The 26,027-nt window shown below is 67.2% G+C and carries 28 protein-coding genes; 16 read left to right on the top strand and 12 right to left on the bottom strand.

Annotated elements, in window-relative coordinates:
* Positions 1-440: 440 nt before the first annotated feature.
* The 5 genes from KBY77_RS04870 to KBY77_RS04850 form a co-directional block, all read right to left on the bottom strand.
* Positions 441-767 carry a hypothetical protein gene (locus tag KBY77_RS04870; protein ID WP_255102437.1) on the bottom strand — a complete coding sequence of 109 codons (327 nt, stop codon included), beginning with the start codon at positions 765-767 and terminating at the stop codon, positions 441-443.
* A gap of 57 nt (positions 768-824) precedes the next feature.
* Complete coding sequence (locus KBY77_RS04865; RefSeq protein ID WP_255102436.1) at positions 825-1,481, bottom strand: DUF4178 domain-containing protein; 657 nt, start codon at positions 1,479-1,481, stop codon at positions 825-827.
* Positions 1,482-1,549: 68 nt separating this feature from the next.
* Entirely contained in the window at positions 1,550-3,082 is a 1,533-nt protein-coding gene (locus KBY77_RS04860) for a polyamine aminopropyltransferase (protein ID WP_255102435.1), read from the bottom strand.
* 2 nt (positions 3,083-3,084) lie between these two features.
* A complete protein-coding gene (locus KBY77_RS04855) occupies positions 3,085-3,315 on the bottom strand; it encodes a hypothetical protein (protein WP_255094688.1) in 231 nt (76 codons plus the stop codon).
* Position 3,316: 1 nt separating this feature from the next.
* On the bottom strand, positions 3,317-4,363 hold the full coding sequence (locus tag KBY77_RS04850; RefSeq protein WP_255102434.1) for a hypothetical protein: 1,047 nt from the start codon (positions 4,361-4,363) through the stop codon (positions 3,317-3,319).
* On the opposite strand from KBY77_RS04850, the gene KBY77_RS04845 reads away from it, so the two are divergent.
* The 5 genes from KBY77_RS04845 (at position 4,362) to KBY77_RS04825 (ending at position 10,210) form a co-directional block, all read left to right on the top strand.
* Positions 4,362-4,571, top strand: coding sequence for a DUF350 domain-containing protein (locus KBY77_RS04845; protein ID WP_255102433.1), 210 nt, complete (start codon positions 4,362-4,364; stop codon positions 4,569-4,571). The genes KBY77_RS04850 and KBY77_RS04845 overlap by 2 nt on opposite strands.
* Positions 4,572-4,587: 16 nt before the next feature.
* Complete coding sequence (locus tag KBY77_RS04840; RefSeq protein WP_255102432.1) at positions 4,588-7,128, top strand: ligase-associated DNA damage response DEXH box helicase; 2,541 nt, start codon at positions 4,588-4,590, stop codon at positions 7,126-7,128.
* A gap of 105 nt (positions 7,129-7,233) precedes the next feature.
* Positions 7,234-7,950 carry a PspA/IM30 family protein gene (locus KBY77_RS04835; protein ID WP_255102431.1) on the top strand — a complete coding sequence of 239 codons (717 nt, stop codon included), beginning with the start codon at positions 7,234-7,236 and terminating at the stop codon, positions 7,948-7,950.
* Positions 7,947-8,900 carry a phosphate ABC transporter substrate-binding protein gene (locus KBY77_RS04830; protein WP_255102430.1) on the top strand — a complete coding sequence of 318 codons (954 nt, stop codon included), beginning with the start codon at positions 7,947-7,949 and terminating at the stop codon, positions 8,898-8,900. Before KBY77_RS04835 ends, KBY77_RS04830 begins: the two co-directional genes overlap by 4 nt.
* A 59-nt stretch (positions 8,901-8,959) precedes the next feature.
* Positions 8,960-10,210: a glycosyltransferase family 2 protein gene (locus KBY77_RS04825; protein ID WP_255102429.1), complete on the top strand. Its 1,251-nt coding sequence runs from the start codon at positions 8,960-8,962 to the stop codon at positions 10,208-10,210.
* Between the two features lie 137 nt (positions 10,211-10,347).
* Here the strand turns inward: KBY77_RS04825 and KBY77_RS04820 are convergent, their stop codons facing one another.
* Positions 10,348-10,584: a hypothetical protein gene (locus KBY77_RS04820; RefSeq protein WP_255102428.1), complete on the bottom strand. Its 237-nt coding sequence runs from the start codon at positions 10,582-10,584 to the stop codon at positions 10,348-10,350.
* A 92-nt stretch (positions 10,585-10,676) separates the two neighbouring features.
* Here KBY77_RS04820 and KBY77_RS04815 point away from each other — a divergent pair, with 92 nt between their 5' ends.
* The gene (locus KBY77_RS04815; RefSeq protein WP_255102427.1) at positions 10,677-10,955 is read left to right on the top strand and encodes a hypothetical protein; all 279 of its coding nucleotides are present in this window, start codon (positions 10,677-10,679) and stop codon (positions 10,953-10,955) included.
* A gap of 53 nt (positions 10,956-11,008) precedes the next feature.
* On the opposite strand, the gene KBY77_RS04810 is transcribed toward KBY77_RS04815, so the two are convergent.
* A complete protein-coding gene (locus KBY77_RS04810) occupies positions 11,009-13,135 on the bottom strand; it encodes a 4Fe-4S binding protein (protein ID WP_255102426.1) in 2,127 nt (708 codons plus the stop codon).
* A 31-nt stretch (positions 13,136-13,166) separates the two neighbouring features.
* Between KBY77_RS04810 and KBY77_RS04805 the strand changes: the two genes are divergently transcribed.
* Together KBY77_RS04805 and pdeM are read left to right on the top strand one after the other, a co-directional pair.
* Positions 13,167-13,751 (top strand): glutathione S-transferase family protein, encoded by a 585-nt coding sequence (locus KBY77_RS04805; protein ID WP_255102425.1) that lies wholly within the window; start codon positions 13,167-13,169, stop codon positions 13,749-13,751.
* A gap of 11 nt (positions 13,752-13,762) precedes the next feature.
* Positions 13,763-14,470, top strand: a complete 708-nt coding sequence (gene pdeM / locus KBY77_RS04800) for a ligase-associated DNA damage response endonuclease PdeM (protein ID WP_255102424.1) — start codon at positions 13,763-13,765, stop codon at positions 14,468-14,470.
* On the opposite strand, the gene KBY77_RS04795 is transcribed toward pdeM, so the two are convergent.
* Positions 14,427-14,861: a CBS domain-containing protein gene (locus KBY77_RS04795; RefSeq protein WP_255102468.1), complete on the bottom strand. Its 435-nt coding sequence runs from the start codon at positions 14,859-14,861 to the stop codon at positions 14,427-14,429. The genes pdeM and KBY77_RS04795 overlap by 44 nt on opposite strands.
* Before the next feature lie 103 nt (positions 14,862-14,964).
* Between KBY77_RS04795 and KBY77_RS04790 the strand changes: the two genes are divergently transcribed.
* The gene (locus KBY77_RS04790) at positions 14,965-15,552 is read left to right on the top strand and encodes a CDP-alcohol phosphatidyltransferase family protein (RefSeq protein WP_255102423.1); all 588 of its coding nucleotides are present in this window, start codon (positions 14,965-14,967) and stop codon (positions 15,550-15,552) included.
* Here the strand turns inward: KBY77_RS04790 and KBY77_RS04785 are convergent.
* Entirely contained in the window at positions 15,521-16,441 is a 921-nt protein-coding gene (locus KBY77_RS04785) for an NAD-dependent epimerase/dehydratase family protein (RefSeq protein ID WP_255102422.1), read from the bottom strand. The genes KBY77_RS04790 and KBY77_RS04785 overlap by 32 nt on opposite strands.
* A gap of 91 nt (positions 16,442-16,532) precedes the next feature.
* Between KBY77_RS04785 and KBY77_RS04780 the strand changes: the two genes are divergently transcribed.
* The 7 genes from KBY77_RS04780 to KBY77_RS04750 all read left to right on the top strand — a co-directional run bounded on the left by KBY77_RS04780 (position 16,533) and on the right by KBY77_RS04750 (position 22,824).
* A complete protein-coding gene (locus KBY77_RS04780) occupies positions 16,533-17,231 on the top strand; it encodes a Coq4 family protein (protein ID WP_255102421.1) in 699 nt (232 codons plus the stop codon).
* A 29-nt stretch (positions 17,232-17,260) separates the two neighbouring features.
* The gene (gene hisA, locus KBY77_RS04775) at positions 17,261-18,022 is read left to right on the top strand and encodes a 1-(5-phosphoribosyl)-5-[(5-phosphoribosylamino)methylideneamino]imidazole-4-carboxamide isomerase (protein WP_255102420.1); all 762 of its coding nucleotides are present in this window, start codon (positions 17,261-17,263) and stop codon (positions 18,020-18,022) included.
* 252 nt (positions 18,023-18,274) lie between these two features.
* Positions 18,275-18,637, top strand: coding sequence for a transcriptional repressor (locus KBY77_RS04770; RefSeq protein ID WP_255094709.1), 363 nt, complete (start codon positions 18,275-18,277; stop codon positions 18,635-18,637).
* 66 nt (positions 18,638-18,703) lie between these two features.
* On the top strand, positions 18,704-20,398 hold the full coding sequence (locus KBY77_RS04765; RefSeq protein WP_255102418.1) for a DUF3685 domain-containing protein: 1,695 nt from the start codon (positions 18,704-18,706) through the stop codon (positions 20,396-20,398).
* A gap of 34 nt (positions 20,399-20,432) precedes the next feature.
* A complete protein-coding gene (locus KBY77_RS04760) occupies positions 20,433-21,026 on the top strand; it encodes a thylakoid membrane photosystem I accumulation factor (RefSeq protein ID WP_255102417.1) in 594 nt (197 codons plus the stop codon).
* Complete coding sequence (gene fumC, locus KBY77_RS04755) at positions 21,026-22,420, top strand: class II fumarate hydratase (protein ID WP_255102416.1); 1,395 nt, start codon at positions 21,026-21,028, stop codon at positions 22,418-22,420. The genes KBY77_RS04760 and fumC overlap by 1 nt, the downstream gene beginning before the upstream one ends.
* Before the next feature lie 179 nt (positions 22,421-22,599).
* On the top strand, positions 22,600-22,824 hold the full coding sequence (locus KBY77_RS04750; protein ID WP_255102415.1) for a hypothetical protein: 225 nt from the start codon (positions 22,600-22,602) through the stop codon (positions 22,822-22,824).
* 93 nt (positions 22,825-22,917) lie between these two features.
* On the opposite strand, the gene KBY77_RS04745 is transcribed toward KBY77_RS04750, so the two are convergent.
* Genes KBY77_RS04745 through KBY77_RS04735 form a run of 3 tightly spaced genes read right to left on the bottom strand, consistent with a single transcriptional unit; the run spans position 22,918 to position 25,930 of the window.
* Positions 22,918-23,727 carry a hypothetical protein gene (locus tag KBY77_RS04745; protein ID WP_255102414.1) on the bottom strand — a complete coding sequence of 270 codons (810 nt, stop codon included), beginning with the start codon at positions 23,725-23,727 and terminating at the stop codon, positions 22,918-22,920.
* Positions 23,724-24,548 (bottom strand): hypothetical protein, encoded by an 825-nt coding sequence (locus KBY77_RS04740; protein WP_255102413.1) that lies wholly within the window; start codon positions 24,546-24,548, stop codon positions 23,724-23,726. The genes KBY77_RS04745 and KBY77_RS04740 overlap by 4 nt, the downstream gene beginning before the upstream one ends.
* Positions 24,548-25,930, bottom strand: coding sequence for a PhoH family protein (locus tag KBY77_RS04735; RefSeq protein WP_255102412.1), 1,383 nt, complete (start codon positions 25,928-25,930; stop codon positions 24,548-24,550). Before KBY77_RS04735 ends, KBY77_RS04740 begins: the two co-directional genes overlap by 1 nt.
* Positions 25,931-26,027 lie beyond the last annotated feature (97 nt).

Raw genomic sequence — 26,027 nt, 5'->3', positions numbered from 1 at the left:
CAGGAACATTTGGCAGCTTGAAATGGCTGATTCACTGGTCGCTGTATAAATGTGTGTGCGAGCAGCCTACGCGCCTCTAGCTGGCAGCATTCGCATCGAGCCTGCAGTCTGCTTTTTCAGGAGTCCCAACGTGGGCTTCTTCTGCTGAAGCCTGTGGATGCACTTCTCCTCATCCCAGAATCTACGTTGTCCCATTCAGCTGTACTGAGCTGAATGGATTCTATGTAATATCTAACAAGCTTTCAGGTTGTGGCGAGGATTTTTTGAGGTGCCTTTAAGGTATAGTTTGACGATTTAACGAACCATCTCAACAAAGAATGGGTCAGTGGAGAGATCGAAGGTCATATTCCGATGTGGCTGCAGAGAGAAGATTGCCAGCCAGCATGCTTTTGGAGATTGCCGTGGCGGCCGCCAACGAACCGAACATCCATTGAATAATGTCATCCTTGGCATGCTCTGCAGCGCCGGTTGATCATCTCAGAAGCCTTCTCATCTTGGTAGGTGCAGGGTCGGCCGGACCGGAGTTCGACATGTTGTCCCTCGATGTCAATCTGCCGATAGCGCTTGCGCCACTTCCCAATTGTCATGCCGGTGAGACCCATCCGCTGGGAAATGAAAGTGTTGGCATCACCGTCGCCGCAGGCCAGTATGATCAGAGTCCGCTGGACGATCGAATAGGGAATGGCGAGGGATTGAGCGATGCTCTGGAGTTGCTGAATCTCGTCCGCCGAGAGCCCCAACAGAGGCATAAAGCGACCGAGGGCCATTGAAAGACTCCCTGCAGAGACACTCCAGTTTCTTTTGGTTACTCATGGGACTGGGCACTAGGTGCTGAGCCGGTACACCGAGCGCCCATCCCCCGGCAGCAGCACCAGCGAGGCGGGATCGAGCAGGCGGCCGAGGGTCACCTCCGCCTCGGCCGGACCGGGATCGGAGCCAGGGGCCGGTGGGCGGGTGCCGGGGCTGCCCCCGTCCCAGCGCTCGAGGGACAACACCAGGCCATCAGGGGCCTCGTAATCGCCGTAACGGCAGCCGCTCAGCCTCCGGTTCATCGTCCGGGAACTGGAGCTCACCGCAGCGTGGCCCTGCTCCTTGAGCTGGTAGGTCACTCCCTCCCATGTGATCTGCGCGGGGAAGGGCAGGGGCTGACGATCCAGCTCCAGAGCCAGCTCAGCCGGCCCCCGCTCCAGCCAGCTCACCTCCAGCCAGTCGTCTTCGCAGACGCTGAGCCAGCGACCCTCGCTGCCGTCGCGCAGGAGATACTCCAGCCACTGAAAACCATCCTCGTCGTAGAGCAGACGGTCTTCCACCATCCAGTCGCGGCCGTCGGCCTGCACGATGTCGCCGGTGCGCAGATCGAAGAGGGTGCGCTCCAAGGACTCCTGGGGCAGATTCGCCCCCGACCGCTGGCGTTGCTTCTGCAGCTGGCGCAGGCCCCACGCCGCCACCAGCAGCAGCACCAGCAGAACCCAGACGCCCATGGGCATGGCCTCGGCCCGGAGCCTGACGTCCGGAGTAGTTCAGCCTATCGATCACCACCCGGTGGGGATCAGTCCTGCCGCCAGAGGGGCTGGCGCTGATATCGATCCAGCACCGGTCGCGTCAGTCGGTTCGGCAGCACCTCCGCACCCTCCGGGGGTCGCAGATCCCTGGGCAGCACGAACAGCCTCTCCAGCTGGGCGCGATCGAACCAGCGCCCCTCAAACGGCGGAGTCGCCAGCTGCAGGCTCCGGCCGGGGCGATGGGCCAGCACGAAACCCCACGGCCCGAAACTGGGCACATCGACGCTGTACGGGCGCGTGATCAGATTCAGCTCGGCCATGGTGGCCTGAATCGAGGCCATCACCTTCGGCGTGAAGAACGGGGTGGAGGCCTGGGTCACCAGCAAGCCGCCGGGCGCCAGCCGCTCCAGCAGGCGCCCATAGAACGTGACGCTGTAGAGCCTCGCCACGGCAGGGCTGTCGGGGTCGGGGAAGTCGGCGATCACCACGTCATAGGGGTCCTTCAGGCGTCGCACCAGCTCGAACGCATCACCCACGTGCGTGTGCACCCGCGGGTCTTCAAGGCTCGCCTGGTTGAGGCGGCGCAGGAAAGGATGGGCTCGTGCCAGCTGCAGCATCTGCGGATCCAGTTCCACCAGATCGAGCTGGCGCACCCCCGGCCAGCGCAGGATCTCCCGGGCCGCCAGCCCATCGCCTGCCCCCAGCAGCAGTACCCGCGCAGGCTGGCCGTGCAGCGCCAGGGCAGGATGCACCAGCGCCTCGTGGTAGCGGTATTCATCCAGGCTTGAGAACTGCAGGTTCCCATCGAGAAACAGGCGCAGATCACCGCGACGGCTGGTGAGCACGATGCGCTGATGGCGCGACTGAACCCGCCCCACCACCGGATCGTCATAGAGGCCGTCCTCGATCCGGTTGCCGAGGGGCACCAGCGCCCAGGCAGCCAGGGCGGCCAGGGGCAGGGCACCGCTGAGCGGCCAGCGCCAGCGACGGCAACTCGGGAACACCCAGCACAGCACCGCACTGCTGATCAGGGGCACCATCGCCAGCAGTCCCGCGGTGGGCAGCAGGCCGAAGACTGGCAGCAACAGCAGCGGAAAGAGCAGGGAGCCGAGCAGGGCGCCGAGGTAATCAAGGGCCAGCACCCGGGCCAGGGCCGTGCGCAGGTGCTGCTGGCTCTCCAGCAGCCGGGTGAGCAGAGGCACCTCCATGCCCCCCAGCACCCCCACCATCACCGTCACCACCACCAGGACAAGCCAGAGCGGGCCATCGACGCTGAACACAGCGAACAACGCCAGCGGGCCCAGCAGGCAGAGCGGCGAGAGGCAGATCTCCACAAGCAGGAACGCGCCCAGGAGTCGCTGCATGGGCCGCTCGCCGCCACCCACGAACTGACTCAGCCAGGCCCCCAGCCCCATGGCCGCAAGAAAGGTGCCGATCACCACCCCCGTGGCCAGGGCCGCGTCGCCGAGCAGATAGCTGGCCTGGGTGACCAGCATCAGCTCCAGCACCAGCCCCACGCTGGAGGAGAGCGCCGCGGTGACCAGCAGCACCCGCACCTGCAGCGCTGAAAACGGCGGCATGCCTACTTGGCCGTCCCGGGGCCCCGCCCCTGGAAGCCAGGCCAGCTGGAGCGACCACTGCGTGGAACCCACAAGCCGCCCCGGTAGCTGCCGCGGTAGCTGACGCCAGTGGATCCAGGCGGTACCCCCTCCTGCCCCAACTGGAACAGGAACGGCCGGCGGACCGCACTGACCGTGCCCACCGTCACCGCCGAGATCGTGAGCAGGAGAATCAAGGTGCGTTCAGGCGCCATCTCAGGCCTCCAGCGTCAGCACGGCCACCGGGTGTGGGCTGAGCACGCCGTCTTCCAGCACCAGCCGCAACCACTCGATCTCCCAGGGCTCGCCGCCATCGGCGATGGTTTCAGGCAGCGTCAGCCGCAGCCCCAGGCTGGCTCGCTCAAGCAGCTTGAGATGGAGCACCTCCTCCACGGTCAGCCAGTGGTCACCGTCGCTGGAGTGGGCCGTCACCGGCAGGCTGCGCTGAAAGCTCAGGCGAGAGCGGCCGAGGGCATCGCTCACCTCCAGCTCCAGCGCCGCCTTGAGCTGGGAGGCGAGGGGGCCGGCGTCGCTGCTGGGCCGTTCGTAGCGGGCACGCACCGCCACTCGCACCAGGCCGGTTCCCCCCAGGCGGCTGCGCAGCCGCACGCGACTGTCCTCCACCCGCAGCACCTTGCGCAGGCGCCAGTTGCGGTAGGTGGCCCTCATGGCGATTCCCGCCATCAGCTGCGTCACCACGGCGGTGAACCAGAGCAACGGCGCATTGACGCTGTGGTTGCGCACCTCCACCCGCACCAGCAAGGGGCTCTCCAGGGGACGGCCGGCTGTGTCGAGCAGATCCTCGAGCGTGAGCCGCAGGCGGTACTCCCCCGATCGCGGCGGCCGCAACGAGAGAACCACGCCGTTGTCGCTCTCGTCCCAGCTGCCGCTCTCGCCGCCCTCCGACCAGGTGCCGGTTTCACGCCAGCCATCCTTGGCCAGCTCGAGCACGGTGGCCCCGCCGGCATCAAGCAGCTCCACACCGAGCCCCATCGAGCTGTTCACCGGCAGCTCGGCCCGCAGCTTGATCAATGGACTGCCGATCCAGCCTGACTCCAGGCGCAGGGATTCACTGGTGCTCGGCTGCTCCGGCGCCACCGCGATCTGCCGGCGCTGGGGCTGCTCCAGCCATGAGAGCAGCAGCACCAGCAGGGGGATCAGGGGCAGCAGCCCCAGCAGCAGCGGCCAACGCCGCACATCCGACTGGCCACTGCGTGATCCGGGCCGGTCCTTAGCCTGAAAGGCGCTCTGGGATGCCGCCATGGTCAAACCCCTGCTCCAGCTCCTGCTGACGGTCGGGTGGACCGTTATCGGAGTCATCCTCATCTATGCCGGCCTGTTGCTGTTCGACAAGCTCTCCCCGATCGACTACCGCGCCGAGATCCGCAAGGGCAACGTGGCCGCCGGCGTGGTGCAGGGGGCCGTGATCCTGGCCATTGCCGCTGTGGTTGTGGGCATCCTCACCACCTGAGACGGCAACCTCTGCCTTGGCCTCCCAGAGCACTGCGCTTGAGCCGATCGAGGCCTGGTTCCGCCACAAGGGCTGGCGGCCCCTTCCCTTTCAGCGCCAGTGTTGGAAGGCGTACCTGCGCGGAGAGAACGGTCTGATCCAGGTGCCCACCGGCGCCGGCAAAACCTATGCGGCGGTGATGGGGCCGATCGCCGCGATGCTCGCGAACCCGGGCGCCGGACTGCGCCTGCTCTATCTCACGCCCTTGCGGGCCCTCAGCCGCGATCTGGCCCTGGCGATCCGAGAGCCGATCGAGACCATGGGCTGGCCGCTGACGCTGGGCATCCGCAACGGCGACACCGCCAGCGGCGAACGCAGCCGACAGCTCAGGCAGCCGCCCCAGATCCTGATCTCCACGCCGGAATCGCTCTCGGTGCTGCTGGCGAACAGGGCGGCACCGCAACTGTTTGCGGGCCTCGAGGCGGTGGTGCTGGATGAATGGCACGAGCTGATGGGCAGCAAGCGCGGCAGCCAGACGGAGCTGGCCCTGAGCTGGCTGCGAGGGCAGCGGCCGGGACTGCGGACCTGGGCGATCAGCGCCACCATCGGCAACCTGAAGGAGGCCGCCTATGCGGCGGTGGGGGTTGGCGCAGGCGAGGACCCACTGCTGGTGTGCGCGCGGGTCAAGCGGCACACCGAGATCCGCAGTCTGCTGCCCGAATCGATCGATGGCTTTCCCTGGGGTGGGCACCTGGGCCTGCGCATGTACGAGGAACTGGTGGCGGCCCTCGATCCAGCCATTTCCACGCTGCTGTTCACCAACACGCGCAATCAGTCGGAGCGTTGGCACCAATGTCTGCGCTACGCCTGCCCGGAGATGGAGGGATCGCTGGCCCTGCACCACGGCTCGATCGACCGGACCGAGCGGGAGGCGATCGAGGCGGGGGTCAAATCGGGAGCGGTGCGCTGGGTGGTCTGCACCAGCTCTCTCGATCTGGGGGTCGACTTCCAGCCGGTGGAGCGCGTGGTGCAGATCGGCAGTGCCAAGAACCTGGCGCGGCTGCTGCAGCGGGCCGGCCGCTCGGCCCACAATCCCGGCGGCACCTCCCAGGTGCTGTTCATGCCCACCAACGCCCTTGAGCTGCTGGAGGTGTCGGCGATGCGACGGGGGCTGGCGGAGGGACTGGTGGAGACCCGCCGCCCGCCGGTGGCGCCGCTGGATGTGCTGCTGCAGCACCTCACCAGCCTGGCCTGTGGTCCGGGCTTCGAGCCGGAGCGGGAGTTGGAGCGGGTGCGCAGCGCCTGGAGCTACCGCCACCTCGATGGGGCCAGCTGGCAGTGGTGCCTGCGCTTCCTGGAGCACGGCGGCGACTGCCTCGGCGCCTATCCCCGCTTCCGCAAGCTGGAGCTCGAGGAGCCCCCTGGTGCCGTCCCAGGCACGGGCGCGCCCGTTCTGTTCCGGGTCAAGGATCCCGTCATCGCCCGCCTGCACCGGCTGGGGATCGGCACGATCACCTCCAGCAGCTCGATCAGCGTCAAGGTGGTGCGCGGCGCCACCCTCGGTCATGTGGAGGAGGGCTTCGTCTCGCGCCTGAAGCCCGGCGATGTGTTCTTTTTTGCCGGGCGGCAGCTGGAGTTCGTGCGACTGCGCGACATGACCGCCCTGGTGAAGGCCAGTACCCGAAAGAGCCGCACAGTGCCCGCCTGGGCCGGGGGCCAGATGGCCCTCTCCGACCTGCTCAGCGTCCACCTGCGCCGGGAAGTGCACCGCTGTGCCGGTGCGATCCAGGCCGGCGATCCGGCTGAAGCCGCGGCTGACGGCGCCGATGAAAAGGGGCTCGACACGGCCGAACTGCGGGCTCTGGAGCCGCTGCTGCGCCGACAGGCCGACCTCTCGCGCCTGCCGCGTGAGGATCAGTTTCTGGTGGAGGTGACCCGCAGCCGTGAGGGCAGCCATCTGTTCGCTTACCCATTCGAGGGGCGCTTCGTGCATGAGGGTCTGGGCTTCCTCTGGGCCGGGCGCCTCACCCGGATCCAGTCGGCCACGATCACGGTGTCGGTGAACGACTACGGCTTCGAGCTGCTGGCTCCCCGCGGCTATCCCTTCGAAGCGCTCTACGAGGACTGGAGCGATGCCCTGCTCGATCAGGCGGGACTCGAAGCGGATCTGGAGGCATCGATCAACCTCTCCGAGCTCTGCCGCCGCCGCTTCCGCTCCATCGCCCAGATCGCCGGACTGGTGGTGAACGGCTTCCCGGGGCAGAAAAAAAGCGGCGGCCAGCTGCAGATCAGCGCTGCCCTGCTCTTCGATGTCTTCAGTCGGCATGAACCCGGCAACCTTCTGCTGGAGCAGGCCCGCCGCGAAGTGATGGACGAGCAGCTGGAACTGGGCCGCCTGCGCCAGGCCCTCGAGCGCCTCAGCCGCGCTCAGCGCATGCTGGTGCGCACCCCGCGGCCAGGGCCCTTCGCCTTCCCTCTGCTCGTGGAGCGCCTCAACAACCGCATGAGCAGCGAGTCGGTACTGGAGCGGGTGCAGCGGTTGGTGGCCGAAGCCAGAAAAGCAGAAGACGACGGTTGACTGCTCCGTTCAATGACTTCAGCTGAAGTTCCCGCTGGGCACCTGGAGAAGATCCGGCACCATCCCTAGCCTGAGCGCGACCACCCCATCGCACACAGGCCTGCAGTGAAGTCATTCATCTACTGGTTGATGGGCGATCGGGCCGGACGGGTGGTGGTGGGGAGCTGGCGCTGGCTGTGGGGCTTGCCGGTGGAATCCGGCGGCAAGGTGGCCGTCGCGGTGGCCGAGGAATCGCTGCAGTCGATGCAGGAATCGGTGCAGAAGCTGGCCAAGGCGGTGGCCATGCAGGTGGGCGCCTACGAGCGGGCCAAGAAGAAGTACCAGGAGAAGACCATCGAGCTGGGCAACTTCGAGCAGCAGGCCCTGCTGGCTCAGAAAGCGGGCCAGGAGGACGGCGCGAAACTGGCGATGGGCCGTGCCATCCAGATCGAGAAGCTGTTACCGGCACTGGAGCAGCAGGTGCAGCAGGCCGAAGCTTTCGTGACCGCGTCCAAGGACAAACTCAACCGGGAGCGCCTCAAGCTCGAGCGCTACAAGTCCGACATGCAGAACATGAAGGATCTGGCGGAGGTGAACGCGGCGCTCGAATCGATCGCCCAGGTCAACAACGATTTCGACATCGGCTCGGCCCGCTCGTCTTTCGAGGCCGCCCGCAGTGCTGTGGAAGGACGCCACCTGCGCAGCACCGCCCTGGCTGAACTCTCGGAAAACCCCCAGGAGAAGTTGACGGCGGATCTCGAGCAGCTCTCGCTCGATGCCGAGGTGGCCCAGCGACTCCAGGCCCTTGAAGCCGCGACTCAGCCGAAACCTCAGCAGCCATGAACGTCCAGAACTCCACAGGCAAGCGCAGCGGCCCACCGCCGATCGTTTTCATCCTGCTGGCCCTGATCGGGGCCGGCGCCCTCTGGACCTGGAGGGATCAGTTTAGTGGCCTGCTGGGCTCCAGCCCCAGGCTGCCCAGCCTCTCCCAGGCCCCGCCGAGCATCCCGGGATTTCCGAGCCAGGGGTCAACGGCGGCGGCCTTTTCACCACCCACCACCGTGGCGGCGGGCACCACCATCAGCATCGACGGCTCCACCAGCATGGTGTTGATCAACGAGGCGCTCAAGCAGGGCTTCATGGCCTCCTTCCCCGGTACGGAGGTGAGCACAGCGGCAGTGGGCACCGACAACGGCATCCAGGCCCTGCTGGGGGGCAGCATCAACCTCGCGGCGATCTCCCGACCACTCACATCTGAGGAGCAGGGCCGCGGCCTGGTGGCCGTACCCTTGGCCAGCGACCGGATCGCCCTGGTGGTGGGCATCGACAACCCATTCCGCCGCGGGCTCTCCCGCAGCCAGACGGTGCAGATCTTCAGGGGTGAGATCACCAACTGGAGCACCCTGGGGGGCAGCGATCGTTCCATTCGAGTCCTCAACCGCCCGAGCGTCAGCGGTACCCACTCCGCGTTCCGCAAGATCGTGCTTGAGGACCAGCCCTTCGGCAGCAGCCTGAACATCACCACACTCGAGCGCGACGCCACCACGCCGATGCTGCGCCTTCTCGGCCGTGATGGGATCGGCTACGCCACCTACGCCCAGGTGGCCGACCAACAGACGGTGCGGGTGCTCGCCATCGACGGAGCCACCCCGGAAGCGGAGTCCTACCCCTTCCAGCGCCAGCTGTTCTACGTCTATCGCGAGCCCGCCACGGAGCCCGTGAAAGCCTTCCTCGGCTTCGCGCTCTCTCCGCCGGGAAGGGCTGCCATCCAGAACGCTGGTAAGGGCCCCTGACCCCATCCAGCTCGGCCCCAGCGGCGAGAGTGGGCGCCGCTGGGCTGGGCTCCATGACCATGGCGATCACAATCCAGCTGCTGCTGGTGGCTGGCTGGCTGGCGGCCTTCGGGCTGCTGGTGCTGCTGTTGGCGCTGGAGCTCACCATGGGGCGTGCTCCACGCCTGGGGGCCACGGAAATCACCCCCGCAGGAGCTTCCACGAGTGCAGCTGAGGCCAGCGGTCGCGACTTCCTGAGCGTGATCGTGCCCGCCTACAACGAGGCCTCCAGGATCCAGAGCTGCGTGGGCGCCCTGCTCGCCAGCGAGCTGCAGGGGCAGAGCTGGCGCTTGATCGTGGCCGACGACGACTCCAGCGACGGCACCGCCGAGGGGTTGGAGACGCTCATCGCATCAGGAACGTTCCCATCTCCTCCCCTGCAGGTGCTGCGCTGCGGGCCACGTCCAGCCGGCGAGCGCTGGAGTGGCAAGACCTGGCCCTGCAGCGAAGCGGTACGGCTGCTGCCCCAGCACCCGAGTTCCGAAGCTGGTCCGCCCCCGACGGAGTGGCTGCTGTTCGTTGATGCCGATGTGACCGTGGCCCCGGCTGCCCTGGCCAGTGCCGTGGCAGAGGCGCGCCGCAGCGGGGCCGATCTGCTCACTCTCGCCCCGCGAATCCGCTGCAGCTGCCTGGCCGAATGGGTGGTGCAACCGATCGTGGTGGCGCTGCTGGGTCTGGGCTTTCCGATCGCCCGCGCCAACGATCCCAGCGACCCCACCGCCTTCGCCGCCGGACCGTTCATGCTCTTCCGCCGCTCCAGCTACGAGGCCATCGGCGGGCATCGAGCCCTGGCGGCGGAAGTGGTGGAAGACCTTGCCCTGGCGAGGGCCATCAAGGAGCGGGGCTTCACCCTGCGCTATCTGCTCGGCGTCGACCTGCTGGAGCTGCGCATGTACCAAGATTTCAGTGCGCTCTGGGAGGGCTGGACCAAGAACTGGCATCTCGGCCTGAACCGCAACCCCCTGCTCACCCTGGCCAGCGGTGTTGTGGTGCTGGGCCTGTTCAGCAGCCCCTGGCTGCTGCTGCTGTTGGCGGGGCTGCAGGCGATCCGGGAACCCTTGGTCTGGCCGTCGCTACTCTCGCCCGCGCTGGCGGGGGTGTGCCTGCAACTGGCGCTACGGCTTTGGATCCGCTGGCGCTTCAAGCTCGACCTGCGTTACTGGTGGCTGAGCTGGCTGGGGGGTTTGGTGATTGCCGCGATCGCTCCGGTCTCGATCTGGAAGGTCAGCACCGGACAGGGCTGGACCTGGCGAGGACGTTCGCTGGCGTGAAGCTGCAGCAGCTGGCGGGTTGCTCAGGCCTGGATCAGGCCTTGCTGAGCTTCTTGACGATCCAGCTCATCAGCACCAGGGAGCCCACCAGGGCAATCAGCAGGGCGATGGTCATGGGGGGAGGCCGTCTAGCGTGATTATGTCGGGTCGCAGAGAAGGGAATCCACCAATACAGTTCGATCCCGCAGCAGCCGAGCCACGGTGAGGTTGCTTACGGGTTGATCGTGGCCGCCCTCCAGCAGCCACTCGGCCATTTCCATCCGCAGGGCATAGGCCTCTTCAAATTGATCTCTGCTCTCGAGAGCGTGGAGTCGGCACTCAAGCCAGTGGAGGGTTTCGCCCGGAAGCTGGCGCTGGAGGCGTCGTCTGGTCACAGGGCTCTCCATCGGTTGGTGAATCCTGGCGGAGCGTGGAAGGTTTGGTGTAGCAAGCGGAACACATCTGGTTGGAAACTGGACACCGCTGGATGTCGTCGATGCGCCACCGTTGCCTCGGGCCTGTCCTGGTGATCACCACGCTGCTGGCGGGCCCAAACGGGGTGTGGGCGACTGGCGTCACCAACGACACCCGCCACGACTGCCGGCTCTGGCGCAACAGCCGCGGCCTCGAGCGGGTGGAGATCGCCAACCGCCTCGGTGCCGCCAACCTGCTCACAAAAGAGCACAACTTCGCCGTTGCAACCCCAGGAGCAACGCGAAGCCTTTACAGCAGCTCCGACATCCGACGGCTCTGCGCGCTGCTGTGAGGCCAAGCCGGATCCTGCCGCCAGTGCGGAGCCTGCGGCCTTGGCGAGCCCGCCTAACTCGCCACCAGCCAGCGCCCCCCCGCACCCAGGGCCAGGGCCGCGGCGCTGCCCCACCACAGAGCCGTCCGGCTGTTCAGCAGCAGGCGGCGCAGCAGCACCAGCGACCCGCCGACCCCCAGCAGCAGCACCAGGCTCTGGCAGAAGGCAATCACGTGATGATCGGCGCTCCAGCTGGGCAGCGGCTGCTGGAAGCTGACCGGCAGCAACCGGCCCGCTTCCGCCATCCCCACCGGCAAGTGCCGCGCCAGCAACAGCGCCCAGAGCAGGGGCAGCAGGCCATAGAGCCCGAGGCGCAGACGCCGGGCGACCCGCTCCGGCAGTGTCAACCAGCTTGCGATCCGAAACGCAAGCAGGGCCAGGGCCGAAGGCAGCGCCAGAGCCAGGACGGCAAAGGCCAGGCGCGGCAGCAAGGGGCCCGCCTGCAGGCTGTCGGGGGCCAGGGGCAGCCCCCCCAGCAGCCGATCCCAGAACTTCAGGCAGACGCCGCCGGCCAGCACCAGGATCAGCCCTGCCTCACCGTCGGGTGGGGCCATCTCCCGCTGCAGATCGGCAGCGGGAGGCCTCAGGCTCAGTTGCACGGAGCGGTGCGGACAGGCCTGAGCGCAGGTGAGACAGAGCACGCAGTTGCGGTTGTCGTCGAGGTGGGCCGGGTGGGTGCCGAGCGGGCAGCCGGCCGTGGCCAGGCCTTCCCCGTCGGCGGGACCGCCCTTGAAGCAGGCGTAGGTGCTGCAGCTGCCGCTGCAGGTGCCCACCTGGGCGCGCAGCTCCAGAACTGAGAGCTTGGCGAACAGGCCGTTCATCCCCCCAACCGGGCAGAGATAGCGGCACCAGAACCGCTTTTCGAAACGCAGGGAACCGAGCACGGCACCGGCGGTGATCAGCAGCAGCAGGCAACTGCTCAGACGGGCGCTGTTCTCCAGATCCGCCAGTTCCTCCCAGAGCAGGATCGCGGCAAAGCCGGCGGCCAGGGCCGGTGCGGCCCAGCGGTCGGTCTCCCCCCTCGGCCAGCGGGAGGGCTGCCAGCCAAGGGCTGCGGCCAGCCGCTGGCTGATCTCACCCCAGACCATGAACGGACAGAAGGAGCACCAGAGGCGGCCCACCAGGGGATAACTCAGCAGGATCAGGGGCCACCACCAGGCCCAGAACATGTTCAGCGCCCCGTTGTGGGCACGATCCTGGGGACCCAGCCACAGCCACAGGTTCACCAGCACGAACACCCAGCTCACGAGGCCGAAGAGCAGGGCGTTCCACAGCCGTGGTGAGCGCATCCGCAGGCGCAGGGACGGCTTCCAGCGCCACAGATCCAAGCGCGGGCGGATCTGACGGGAGGGGAGCCAGAAGACCTCTTCCGGAAGCTCCGGTGGCGGCTCGCCTTCTGCCGGAACCGGCAGCTGGCGCAGGGCCCGCTCCACCAGATCCTCAAGCTCGCGCACATTGCCGGGGAAGTCACGGGTCTGCAGGCGCCGGATCAGCTCCGTGCCGACAACCGGCGCCACCGGCCAGCCCAGGGCCCGACTCTTGAGACGCAGGTCGTAGCGCAGCCAGTCGCCCAGGTCCTGGCGCCGGACCCGTAGCGGCGGTACCCGGATCAGCGTGCAGACGCGCTCAAAGCCGGGCACCACCGCCTCGGTGGTGAAGAACACCCGGCCGGGGAAGTGGTGAGGGGCTTCGGCTGGATCCGGGGCCTGCCAGTGGCCGCTGCTGGCCAGTTCCAGCAGGGCAGGCAGCAACTGGGGATCGACCCGATCGAGCTTGTCGATCAGCAGGGCACCCACCTCGGAATTCTTTAGGAAGGAGGCCTCACCGCCACGGCCGGCGGCACCGAAGAGCTCTACGCCATCGCCCCGCAGCAGCGCGCCGTCGAGCCGAACCATCAGCTGCCGCCTGGCAGGGGAGCCGAAGTGGATCAGGGCGGCGATGTTGTCCTTCTCCAGCCCCGGTTCGCCGCTGATCAGCAGCGGGCCGCCGAGCGGATCCTGGGAGGCCTTACGCACCGCCTCTCTGAGGGTGCGCGCGTAACGGCTGTCGCCGACGATGCCGCGCCGAGCGCGGCCCACCAGATGGGGCGCCAGATGGAGCAGGCTGTCGGCCACTGGCGCTTCCTGCTGGTGAAGCTCCATTCTGCGGCGAGGATTTGCACCGCACCCATCCATGACCCTGACTCTTTATGGCGGAGCCCGCTCGCGGGCCTCAATGCCGCGCTGGTATCTCGCCGAGAAGGAGATTCCCTACACCTGGCGCCTGCTCGACATGCAGGCTGGAGAGCACCGGCAGGAGGCCTTCCTGGCCCTCAATCCATTCGGCAAGGTGCCAGCCCTGGAGGACACCAGCGCCCACGCCCCTCTGGGCGGACCCCTTCGCCTGTTCGAGAGCGGCGCGATCCTGCTCTACCTGGCCGATCGCTACGGCCAGGAGTTCACCAGCGCCGAGCAGCGGGCCCTGGCCGAGCAGTGGGTGCTGTTCGCCAATGCCACCCTGGCCACTGCCCTGTTCGTGGAATCGGCCCGGGAGCGGGAGTTTCCGCGGCTGATGGCCGCTCTCGACCAACTCCTGGGCAAAGGGAGCCCCCTGATCGGTGCGGCCTGGGGGGTGGCCGACTGCGCCGTGAACGCCCACCTGGCCTACCTGCCCGTCTTTTTTCCCCAGCTCGATCTGAGCCCCTACCCGGCGGTTCAGGCCACGATCGAGGCCACCCGCGCCCGGCCCGCCTATCAGGCGGCGATGGCCACGGACTGAGCGGTGGCGCGATGGTGGATCACCCTCTCGATCGGGCCTCCTTCCACTGGCGCGGGCAGCGGCTGGAGCTGCTGGCGGCAAAGGCGCTCTGGGATCCCGAGCAAAAGCTGCTGCTGGTGGCCGATCTGCACCTGGGCAAGGCCGAGACCTTCCAGAGCCAGGGCATCGCCCTGCCCAGCGACGGGGATGCGGGCACCCTCAACGCCCTGCTGAGCCTGGCCCACGTCTGGCGCCCGCAGGAAGTGGTGGTGCTGGGCGACCTGATCCACAGCCGACTGGGCCTCACCGCCGAGCTGCGCCAGAAGCTCAGGGCCCTGCCCCAGCTGCTGGGCTGCCGGCTGCGGCTGATCGGCGGCAACCACGAACGGGGCAGCTGGATCGAGGGCCTGCCCCAGGAACCGGCCATGACCCGGGGAAGCCTCTGGCTGAGCCATGGTCCCGACGATCAGCCCCCACCAGGGGCAACCGATCGTCTGCATGTCTGCGGCCACCTGCACCCAGTGGCGCTGATCGGTGACCGCGGCGACCGACTACGTCTGCCCTGCTTCAGCTACGACGCTGAACAGGGGCGGTTGGTGCTGCCCTCCTTCGGGCAGCTCACCGGCGGGCACCCCTATGATCAGCGCGAGCAGATCTGGCTGGTGGCTGACGGGGCGATCGTGCCCTGGCAGGCGCTCAGCCCTCAGCCGCCAGGGCGCGCACCACATCGCCGCGGGTGAGCACCCCCACCACGGCCTCGCCCTCACGCACGAACAGCCGCTGGGTGGAGCGGTCGTGCAGCAGCTTGGCGGCCGCGGCCAGCGAGACCTCGGCGTTGCAGCTATGGGGGTGACGGTTCATCACATCAGCCACCGTGTTGCCCAGCACCTGGTGCACCTGCTTGTCCCAGTCGAGGGGGTTGCGCAGATAGATCACGGCGTCGAGCAGCATCACGTAAGGGCCGGCATCAAAGCCGCTCTCGCGCACCATCAGGTCCTGCTCGCTCAGCTCGCCGATCAGGGCCCCGTGCTCGTCAAGCACGGGCAGGCCGCTGATGTGGTGATCACTCATCAGCTTCACCGCCTCCTGCAGCAGCGTGGACGGTGTCACCGACAGCACGGGTGTGGACATCGCGTCGGCCACCCGTACGGTTCCTGGAGTGTCGGGGGTCATCGGTGCAGAGCGTCTGCAAGGGTTCTAGGCCAGCGTGGGGGCACGCCCAGGCACGGCCGCGATGACCCCTTTCGCACCTGAATCCGATGGCGGGCAGCCCGCCGCGCCCCTGGCTCGGCGCCTGGCCGACGCCCTCACCGTGGCCAGGGCCTTCCTGGGGCTGCCGATCCTGTTGGCCCTCGGCGCCGGCCAGGCGGGCCTGGGCTGGGCCTTGCTGCTGCTGGGAGGGTTCAGCGACTGGGCCGACGGCTGGCTGGCCCGGCGCTCGGGCGGCGGCTCGGTCTGGGGAGCACGGCTCGACCCCCTCACCGACAAGATCCTGATCAGCGCTCCCCTGCTCTGGCTGGCCAGGGAGGGGACTCTGCCTCTCTGGGCGGTGTGGCTGCTGCTGGCGCGGGAGCTGCTGATCTCCGGCTGGCGGGCCGGCCAGGACAGTGGCGGGCCGGCCTCCACCGCTGGCAAGGCCAAGACCGTGCTCCAGTTCGCCGCCCTGCTGCTGCTGCTCTGGCCCCAGGCCTGGCCCCTGGCCAGCAGTCTGCGCAGCCTGGGCTGGTGGCTGTTCTGGCCGTCGCTGCTGCTGGCGCTCAGCTCCGGGTTCGGCTACCTGGGTGTGGGCCTCAGCCGGCCAGCAGGGCCTCGTCGGAGCTGAAGTCGGGGGTGGTGGGGCCGCGAAGTGCGTAATCGTTGCTGAAGCTGTCGGCCAGGCCGGATTCGAGATCGAAGGCGGGCGTCCAGGCCAGCTCCCTCTGCACCCGGTGGATGTCGGTGAGGAAATGGGCCAGGCGCAGGGGGAAAGCCTTTCTGGCCTTTTTGTCGAGCCCAGAAGGATCGAAACTGCGGATCTCCACCGCCGCCGGATCGACGCCGCAGGCCCGCGCCGCCGCGGCCACCAGGCCCCGGAAGGTGACGCCCTGGGCCCCGCTGCAGTTGTAGATGCGGTTGGTCGCAGCCTCCACATCCAGGCAGCGGGCCATCGCCGTGGCCAGATCACTCACATGACCCAGTTGGGTGATGGTGGTGCCATCACCGGGCAGAGGCACAGGCCGGCCGTGGACGATTCGATCGAAGAACCAGCTCTCGACCGGGTTGTAGTTGCCGGGTCCATAGATGTAGGTGGGGCGGAAGCTGGTGAAGGGGATCGCCTGTTGCCGCAGCCACGTCTCGGTGTCGAGCTTGCCGGCATGGCGACTGGCCGGATCTGTGGCGGCCTGCTCATCGAGGGGCCAGAGCTCGCTGTCGGCATAGACCCCGGCGGAGCTGACGTAGACGAAGCGGTGGCTGGGTGCTCCGGTGCGCTCCACCACGGCCTCGCTGTCGGCGCCGCTGCGGCCGCTGCTGTCGATGATCACGTTGAAGCTGCGGCCCTGCAGCTGGGCGAGGTCCTCTGCGGAGGTTCTGTCGCCGACCAGATGCTCCAGATCCGTCGGCACGGGATTGCGGCCGCGGGTGAACAGGGTGATGGCATGGCCGGACTCCTGCAACTGGGCCACCAGGGGCTTGCCGATGAAACGGGTGCCACCCATCACAAGGATCTTCATTGGGCGCCTGGCCGTACTTGGGGCCATTCAAGCGAGCCATGGAGGCCCTACCCAAAGGAGCGACAGTGGAGGAGGTCCTGAGCGACATCTGATGACGCGCTTCGCCGAACTGCTGCGTTCCCTGAACAACCTCAAGCTGCTGGCCGCCATCGGTCGCAGCGGAGGCGATCTGGGTTCGGTGGCGGATCTGGTCGACAACCTGATCGACAGCCCCCAGATGGCTGACTGCGTTCGGCGCTTCCGTGCTGTGCCCGGCGGCGCTGAGCTGATGGATGGGCGCTACCCACCCCTCCAGCCCGATATCGACTCACTGATCCAGCTGCCTGAGGGCAGCCTCGGCCACAGCTACGCCCACCTGATCCGGCAGCTCAACTACGACCCCGAGTTCTTCCGGCCACGTCCTGTCGATACCGAAGCCCGCTGGCTGACCCAGCGCATCGCCACCACCCACGACATTCATCACGTGGTGAGCGGTTTCGGCACCGCGGCGGTGGGGGAGAGCGGCGTACTGGCGATCACCGCCAGCCAGATCGGCTTCCCGGCCTACGTGCTGCTCACCACCGCCGGCCAGCTGGCCAGCTTCCGGCTGCAGCTGGAGCGCTTCGAACTGCTCAGCCGCGCCCTGGCCCATGGAATGGCGATCGGCCACAGCGCTTCCTGCCTGGCGCTGGCCCGCTGGGAGGAGGGATGGGAGCGGCCCGTGGCCGACTGGCGACAGGAGCTGGGAATCACCGATCCTGCCGACCATGAGTCCTATGGGCTGGCGGTGGCCTCCAACCAGCCAGGATGAGCCGCTACCACGGCTCAGACCGCTCCGCCATGCAGATCATCCCTGCCATCGACCTGCTCGACGGCCACTGCGTGCGCCTGCATCAGGGCGATTACGACCAGGTGACCCGCTTCAGCGATGACCCCGTGGCCCAGGCGCTGGCGTGGCAAAGACAGGGCGCCGAGCGGCTGCATCTCGTCGATCTCGATGGCGCCCGCAGTGGCCAACCCGTCAACGATGCCGTGGTGCGCGCCATCACCGCTGCCCTCACGATTCCGGTGCAGCTGGGGGGAGGTGTGCGCACTGCAGAGCGAGCCGACGACCTGCTGGCCTGCGGACTCGATCGGGTCATCCTCGGCACCGTGGCGATCGAGCAGCCGGAGCTGGTGCGGGAACTGGCGGACCGCCATCCCGGCCGCATCGTGGTGGGAATCGATGCCCGCAACGGCCTGGTGGCCACCCGGGGCTGGATCGAGGAGAGCCGCACCGTGGCCACAGAGCTGGCGGCCAGCTTCGAAGGCAGCGGCGTTGCGGCGATCATCAGCACCGACATCGCCACCGACGGCACTCTGGCCGGGCCGAACCTGGAGGCCTTGCGGGCCATGGCCAGAGCCAGTTCCGTGCCGGTGATCGCCTCGGGCGGCGTGGGCTCGGTCACCGACCTGCTTGCCCTGCTCAGCCTGGCCCCACTGGGGGTGGAAGGGGTGATCGTGGGCCGAGCGCTGTACGACGGCAGTGTCGACCTGGGCGAAGCCCTGCAAGCGGTGGGATCCGCGCGGTTACAGGACCCCGTTGATGCCTCCTACTGCTGATCGAAGCGAGCTCACCCCCAGGCGACACAAACCGATCGATCGTGGCCCTTAACATAGAGATCACCTCGTGTTGACCTCCACTCCGTGTCTGTCGCCCTCACCACCACAAGCGTGCCGGTGAGCTCCGGAGCAACCCGAACAGCCGGCGAAGCCTCAGCCTCAGCTGGCGGCGAGAGTGCTCTGCTGGAATCAGCCCCGGCCGACCTGCGCGTCACGGTGGCCCAGGCGTTCAGGCGCTGTCGTGATCTGGGCATGCGCCTGAGCCGCCAACGGCGAATGGTGCTGGAACTGCTGTGGAGCGATCGGCGTCACCTCAGTGCCCGCGACATCTTTGAACGCCTCAATACCCAGGGCCGCAACATCGGCCACACCTCCGTCTACCAGAACCTCGAGGCCCTCCAGTCGGCTGGTGTGATCGAGTGCCTCGACCGCGCCAGCGGCAGGCTCTATGGATATCGCAGCGATCCCCACAGCCACCTCACCTGCCTGAACAGCGGCGAGATCCAGGACCTCGATGTGGTGCTGCCCGAGGAGCTGGTTCAGCAGATCGAGGATCTCACTGGCTACAGCATCGAGTCGTACACCCTTCAGCTCTTCGGCCGCCGCAGGCCCTGATCTGATCCAGACCCTGGAGTTTCCAGCCTGCGCTCGTTACCCTCAGTCGATGAACTGGATTGGCGCGTGACTGAGCCTGCGGCCGCCCTTGGGGCTGCCGGGATCCCCAGTGTCCAGGTGCTGCTGCTGGCTCAGCCGCTGATGCATCAGGGCCTGAGCCGCTTGCTCAAGGAGATGAGCCCACCCTGCCGGGTGGCGGGCGAACCCTCAGAACTCGAAGGCGCCCCCCAGCTGGTGATCTGGAGCCTGGAGGCCCCGATCCATCCCAGCAACCTGCTGCTGGAGCTGGAGCGGCTGGAGCAGCGCTGGCTACCGGCGCCCCTGCTGCTGCTGATCCCCGCCCAGCCCGGCTGCAGCAGTGCCTGGCTCCTGCAGCTGCCGGCCGCCGGACTGCTGCAGGAGCCCGAACCGGAAGCCTTGCTGGAGGCGGTGGCCACCCTGCTGCAGGGGGGGCGGGTGGTGGCGCTGGACGGCGGCACCCGCTCCAGCGTTAATCCCCAGGCCAGCGGCGTCTGGGGAACTGGAACGATGGGGCTCGGCCAGTGGCTGCTGATCAGTGGCCTGCAGCAGATCGATCAGGAGCTGGAACTCTGCAGCCGCCTGCTGGATCCTCCCCCCGCCAACCTGCTGCTGCAGTTGATCCTGGAGGGGCGGCTGAGGGAATTGCGCTCCGCCCGGACCCTGTTGATCTGGCTGTGGGGGCCGGTGTCGATGGCCTGGAGTGCCACGGGCCTGCCCCCTGAGCCGAAGAGCCCTGCCGACGAACCCCGCCCGCCCAGTGGGGGCAGCACCGCCATCACCCTGCGGCAGCGCACCGCCGTGGCGGTGTGGGAGACGATCCATCAACGGTTGAGCCAGGCCAGCCAGGGACCCCTGCTGCGCCAGGGCAGTGCCGAGCTGTTCGCCCTTGAAGGACTGAGCCCTGAGCGGCGGCGCGATCTGTTCGTGGCCTTGCTGACCCAGCTGGATCAGCTGTTGCGCCAGCTGCGCCAGGAACGCCTGCGCGGCGACGACCTGCAGGGGCGCTGGCAGAGCCTGCAGCCGGAACTGCGTCGCCAGGCCCTGCGCCAGATGGCAGGCCCCTATGTGCAACTGCCCCAGCAAGGGGCCCTGCTTCCCGTGGCCGACACCCTCACCAGCCAGGGGAGCTTCGAGCTCGACGACCCTGAGCTTCCCCCCAGCCAGCCGATGCTGGCGGCCCTGCTCTCGGCGCAGCCGCTGCTGGTGGACGGCCGCCTGCTGGCCCCTGACGAACCTCAGGCCCTGCTCTATCTGGAGTCACTGGTGAGCAACTGGGTTATCCGCAGCGCCGAGCGAATCAGCGCTGATGTGCTCGCCAGTTGCGGCGACTGGCCGGAGCTGCGCCGCTACCTGCTGGTGAAGGAGCTGATCGCCACCCGCAGCCTGGAGCGTCTGCGCAACCAGCTCAATGCCCAGCAGCGCTGGAGCGAGTGGTTCGAGAAGCCGATCCAGCTCTACGAAAGCCAGCGGCGCCTCTACCGCCTCGAGCAGGGGGGAACGATCTGCCCGCTGCTGCTCACCGAACCCCGCGACGAGGAACTGCGCCAGCTGGGCTGGCTCCAGCAGAGCGTCACCCTGGCGCTGGAGGCCCGTGATGCCCTGGCACCGCAGCTGCGGGCCCTGCTGCAGCGCGTCGGCGATCTGATCGTGGTGGTGCTCACCCAGGTGATCGGTCGTGCCATCGGCCTGGTGGGACGGGGGATCCTCCAGGGGCTGGGGCGAGGCATCAGCAGACCCTGAGAGTCACAATGGCCCAAGCCCATCTGGTGTTCGGTTGCGCCTTCCTGCCCGCCTCGGCTTCCAAGCCGGCCCCTTCCAGCCCCTCAGAGCCTGGCTTCTCAGCCTGATCCTCGGCGTCTGGCTGCTGCTGGCCCCGGCGTCTCCAGCGGCGGCTGCCCTCACCACCAACAGCTACGACGGCAACATCTATTCTCTCTACGCCGGCAATGGCTCGCTGGTGCCGCCCCGGAGCAGCCTGGCCCAGGCCATGGCCGATCACCGTCCAGTGGTGCTGATCTTCTATCTGGATGACAGTGCCGACAGCAAGCAGTTCGCCCCCGTGGTCTCAGAGCTGCAGCGGCTGTGGGGCTCGCGGGTCGAGATCATTCCACTCACCACCGATCAGGTCCAGAACCGACCCGATCAAGGCACCAGCGACCCCGCCCACTACTGGAAAGGGCTGATTCCCCAGGTGGTGGTGCTCGATGCCGCCGGCCGTGTGGTGTTCGACGGCAAGGGCCAGGTGAGCAGCGAGACCATCAGCGCGGCCCTGAGCAAGGCCACAGGGCTGAATCCAGCCGGCAGCGCCGACACCAGCGCGACCCGAAGCTTCAATGAGCTGAACAGCGAAGTGGTGCCCGCAGGCTGATGACGATCCAGCCGGATGCCAGCACGCGGCGCGAAACGGACAGCCTCGGTGCCATCGAGGTGCCCGCTCACCGCTACTGGGGCGCCCAGACCCAGCGCTCGATCAGCAACTTCCCCTTCGGGTCGACGATGCCGCTGGCGATCGTGCATGCCTTCGGCCAGCTCAAGGCCGCCTGCGCCGAAGTGAACCAGGCCGAAGGGAAGCTCGCACCGGAGCTGACTGCTCTGATCGTGGCCGCTGCCGAGGAAGTGGCGGGCGGGGCACTGGATGAGGAATTTCCGCTGAAGGTGTGGCAGACGGGTTCCGGCACCCAGACGAACATGAATGTGAATGAGGTGATTGCCAACCGGGCGATCGAGGCAGCGGGCGGTGTGCTTGGCAGCAAGAGCCCGGTGCACCCGAACGACCATGTGAACCTGAGCCAGTCGAGCAACGACACCTTCCCCGCAGCGCTGCATGTGGCGGTGGCGATCGAACTGGAGCAGCGGCTGATTCCAGCAGTGGAGGCGCTGATCGAAGCCCTGCGCAGCAAGGCAGAGGCGTTCGCGGCGATCATCAAGATCGGCCGCACCCATCTGCAGGACGCGGTGCCGCTGAGCCTGGGTCAGGAATTCGGTGGCTACGTGGCCCAGCTGGAGCTGGGACTGGAGAGCCTGCGCCACGCCCAGCCGCAGGTACACCAGTTGGCGATCGGCGGCACGGCGGTGGGTACCGGCCTCAATGCCCCCGCCGGCTTCGGTGAGAAGGTGGCGGAGCGGCTGAGCGAACGGACCGGCATGCCGTTCACCGCTGCACCGAACAAGTTCCAGGCCCTTGCAGGCCATGAACCCCTGGCAGCCGCCCATGGCGCGCTCACGGTGCTGGCCGGCAGCCTGTTGAAGATCGCCAACGACATCCGCTGGCTCGGCAGCGGCCCCCGCTGCGGACTGGGGGAGCTGATCCTGCCGGAGAACGAACCGGGCTCCTCGATCATGCCGGGCAAGGTGAATCCCACCCAGTGCGAGAGCCTCACGATGGTGGCGGTACAGGTGATGGGCAACAACACGGCCGTGCAGATGGCGGCCAGCCAGGGCAATTTTGAACTGAACGTGTTCAAGCCCCTGATCGCCCACAATGTGCTCGAAAGCATCGATCTGCTCGAGGGTGCCTGCAGCAGCTTCCGCACCCTCTGCATCGATGGATTGATGGCCAACGAAAGCCGCATCAGTGAACTGCTCGATCAGAGCCTGATGCTGGTCACCGCCCTCACACCGGCGATCGGCTACGACCGCGCCTGCGCCATCGCCAAACATGCCCACGAGCACCGGCTGAGCCTCAAGGAAGCGGCCCTGGTGCTCGGTGAGATCAACGCCAAAGAGTTCGATCAGTGGGTGAAACCGGAAGCGATGATTTGAGAGAACCCCATGCCGGCCTCAATACGGTGCTGTAATCACCCAGCGACGGGGTGGCCTTGAAGCGGGTATCGGTGTTGCGGCTGCGGGTCGCCACCGATCAGGTGTGTAACGAGTCCTCCTACCAACGGATCCAGCACGACTGGATTCGGACATTCCAGAATCCGTGGATCGGGCGCGAGTTGTCAAGCCTCCTGGCTGACGCCGGGGTGGGCGACATCCGCCGGGAAGGATTGTGGCTGCCCACCCACGGGTTCGCCGAGTCGGACCTGCTGTTCGAAATCGACGCCACTGCCAGGGATCTCTCAGCCGAACTCCCCGAGGCCCTCACCTGGCTCGAGGCCTACCGCCGGGGTGAGGCCTATGCGGGCGTTCTGATGCTGATCTGCTGGGGCCGCAAGCACTGACCGGACACGACTGATAGTTGGTGGAGGGCCAGCCCTAGCTCGTCATGAAGGAAGTACCGATCGCGGCCGGCAGCCAGCAGAGGCACGGAGCTCTCAGGTGTGGAACACATCGAAGTGCTGGGGCTGTCGCCTGTCTTCGATGAACACCTGCGGACGGCACATCGGCAGCTGGGAGCGGAAGCTGAGATAACCGGAGTGACCCTCCACGCTGCAACAGCCCACCCCCAGCGGCTCGATCCTCAGCGTGGCATGTGGCCGCGAGGGTGCTCCGCACTGGTCGGGTGTGACCAGCACCTCCACCGTTTCGGGGCTGCGGCAGGCATTCATGAAGTAGAGCGTGGCAATGGTGCTCGGTTCGAACCGGTGTTGGGGCGTGTACAGGAACGCCCTGCGGCGGCGGGCGAGCAGCTGGTGCTGATCGGGTCTTTCGCCAGGCCGGACAACGATGCCGCCGAAGTTTCCGTGCACGCTGGCCCATACCGATTCGGGTGTTCTCCGGTACTGGCAGTACCCCCGATGCAACCGCACATACCCAGGCTCGCTCGCCGAGTCGTAGACACTGGTGTGGATGAATGTGGCGATCTCAAGCTGGGGCATGGTCTCCTTCAGCTGGCGGAGATCGATCGTCTGGAAGTAACGGTCAGTGCGGATCTCGAGGTCGCGTAGATGCCTGCCCAGCGAATCGAAGAACCGCAACCTGTGCATCACCTCCACCGGCTCGCCGCGCAGCAGGGCCGCTGTGTTCTCGGCCACGAACCTGCTGGCGTCGATGTCGCCGCGGTAGAGGAACTGATCAGAGATCGATGTCCCGCCCAGGCCACGGGGAAAGGCGGAGTAGGGGAGGCTGTCGCGATGCAGGATCCGCCCGATCGCAGCCTTCACCGTCCGGAGGCTGGAGGTCATCGGAGCGCCGCGCTCAACCAGGTGGCCTTGATGCGCCGGCTGCCGGGCAGGCGGTCGTGGTCCCAGAACATCTCGGTGGGAGGGTGGGTGTGCTCGACGCTCATTGAGGGCGGCAGATCCGGCCGGGAGAGCGTCAGGAAGATCGGAATCCCCACCGAACCGGTGGTCCGGAACACCACCGGCCCGGCTGCGGCCGTGGCGGCATCGAACTCGATCAGGCAGCAGGTATTGCTCCGGTAGGGAACGGCTCGAATCAAGGTGCGCGCCAAGGCGTCGAAGCACTCCAGGCTGTGCACCGCGTCGTCCAGCCGCCGGCAGATGTTCACCACGCAGACCAGATTGGTTCCCACCGCCGGATCGCTCTGGAGCAGAGGATCGAAGCTCACCAGGGTGCCTCGCGACAGCTCGGCCATCCGCACTGGATATTCCCCCTGGTAAGCGCTGCTGATCCCACGCCAGGCAAAACTCAGGCTGCAGCGTTCGGCCACCGGTGAACGGTCGATCCGCTTGCTGAGCGGCAATGGCAGTTCCGTGGGGCTGGGCTCCAGCACGATGTCGCGGGCGACTGGAACGCAGACCTCAAGCTCCCCGGGGGCAAGGCCCTGGTCGGCCGAGGTCACCACCACGTCGCCCGGCGCTCCGACCGGATGGCGGCCACGCAGCTGCCAGCGGCCAGCCGACACGCCGAAGAGAGCGAGATCCACGGCGTGCTGGTGTGGAACGCGGCTGGAGCCCGCACGCTGGTTGAGGGTGTGGGAGGAGTAGGTGACGCTGGAGGTGATGCCGTGAGGCAACCCGATCAGCGGGTAGTAACAGCTCATCAGAGCAGGTTCGCCGCCAGCTCCGCCAGGGCTGAGCGTTCACCCTTGAGCAGGGTGACGTGGCCCGCCAGCCGTTGACCCTTGAAGCGCTCCACCAGCCAGGTGAGGCCGTTGCTGTCGGCATCCACGTAGGGGTTGTCGATCTGATACGGATCGCCGGTGAACACGATCTTCGTGCCCTCCCCCACCCGGGTCACGATCGTCTTCACTTCATGGGGTGTGAGGTTCTGGGCCTCATCCACCACCATGAACTGGCGTGGAATCGAGCGGCCGCGGATGTAGGTGATCGCCTCCACCTCCAGCAGACCCATGCCCTTGAGGTCCGACCAGTTGCTGCGAGGACCACGACTGGAGCGCATGCTGCCCTGTGACGAGTCCTCACCACCGAGCAGATAGTCGAGGTTGTCGATGATCGGCTGCATCCACGGACCCATCTTCTCCTGCAGATCACCAGGCAGGAAGCCGATGTCCTTGCCCAGGGGAATCACCGGCCGGGTCACCAGCAGGCGGTCGTAGAGGTGTTCATCGGCCACCTGATGCAGGCCGGCGGCAAGGGCCAGCAGGGTCTTGCCGGTGCCGGCCTTGCCCACCAGGGTCACCAGGCTGATGGCCGGATCCAACAGCAGATCGACAGCGAAGGTCTGCTCCCGGTTGCGGGGGCTCACCCGCCCGAGCTTGATCCGCGTTGCTTTCTGCAGGGGCCGCAGACCCCTGGCGGAAGCATCCACCCGCGCCAGCAACGTGTGCTGGGGTTGCAGCGCATCCACCAGGGTCACCCCTTCGTTTGCCAGCAGCGGCGCCTGGGGCGGCACACCTGGCGGAAGCTGCTCCAGGGCCAGCGATCCCTGGCTGTGCAGCTGCTCCATCTGCTCCGCCGTAACCACCCACTCGCAGAAGCCCGGGTAAAGGTCGGCGATCGCCACCTTGTCGGTGCTGTAGTCCTGGGCGATCAGGCCCACCGCATCGGCCTTGATGCGCAGGTTGGTGTCCTTGGTGACCAGCACCACGGGGGGATGGTTACCCATCACGTCCTGGAGGCGCTGCTCGAGCGCCACCGCCAGGATGTTGTTGTCGCCGTTCCCGGATTTCAGTTCCGGCGGGAGTTGGGCGAGGGTTTCGCTGCGGCAGAACACCACCTTGAGCATGCCGTGGTGCTCGGGATCGATCTCCACTCCTTCGGAGAGATTGCCCTTGTTGCGCAGCTCATCGAGCAGACGGGAGGTCTGGCGGGCGTTACGGCCCTTCTCAGAAGAATCGCGCTTGAAGCGGTCAATCTCCTCGACCACCTCGATCGGAATCACGACCGTGTTGTCTTCGAAGCGGGTGATGGCCTGGGGATCGTGCAGCAGCACGTTCGTGTCGAGAACGAAGGTCTTCTTCATCACCCACGCCGCAATGGCCAGTCCGTGAACCTAGGCCGCAGCGGTGTCCACCCCACCAGCCCCCGGCACCAGACACGACCTACGCTCCCGCAGACCC

The organism is Synechococcus sp. Cruz-7E5 (assembly GCF_024345995.1).
Classification (GTDB): domain Bacteria; phylum Cyanobacteriota; class Cyanobacteriia; order PCC-6307; family Cyanobiaceae; genus Regnicoccus_A.
Note: the sequence above shows the minus strand (reverse complement) of the source record. Positions and strands in the feature narration are given on the sequence as shown.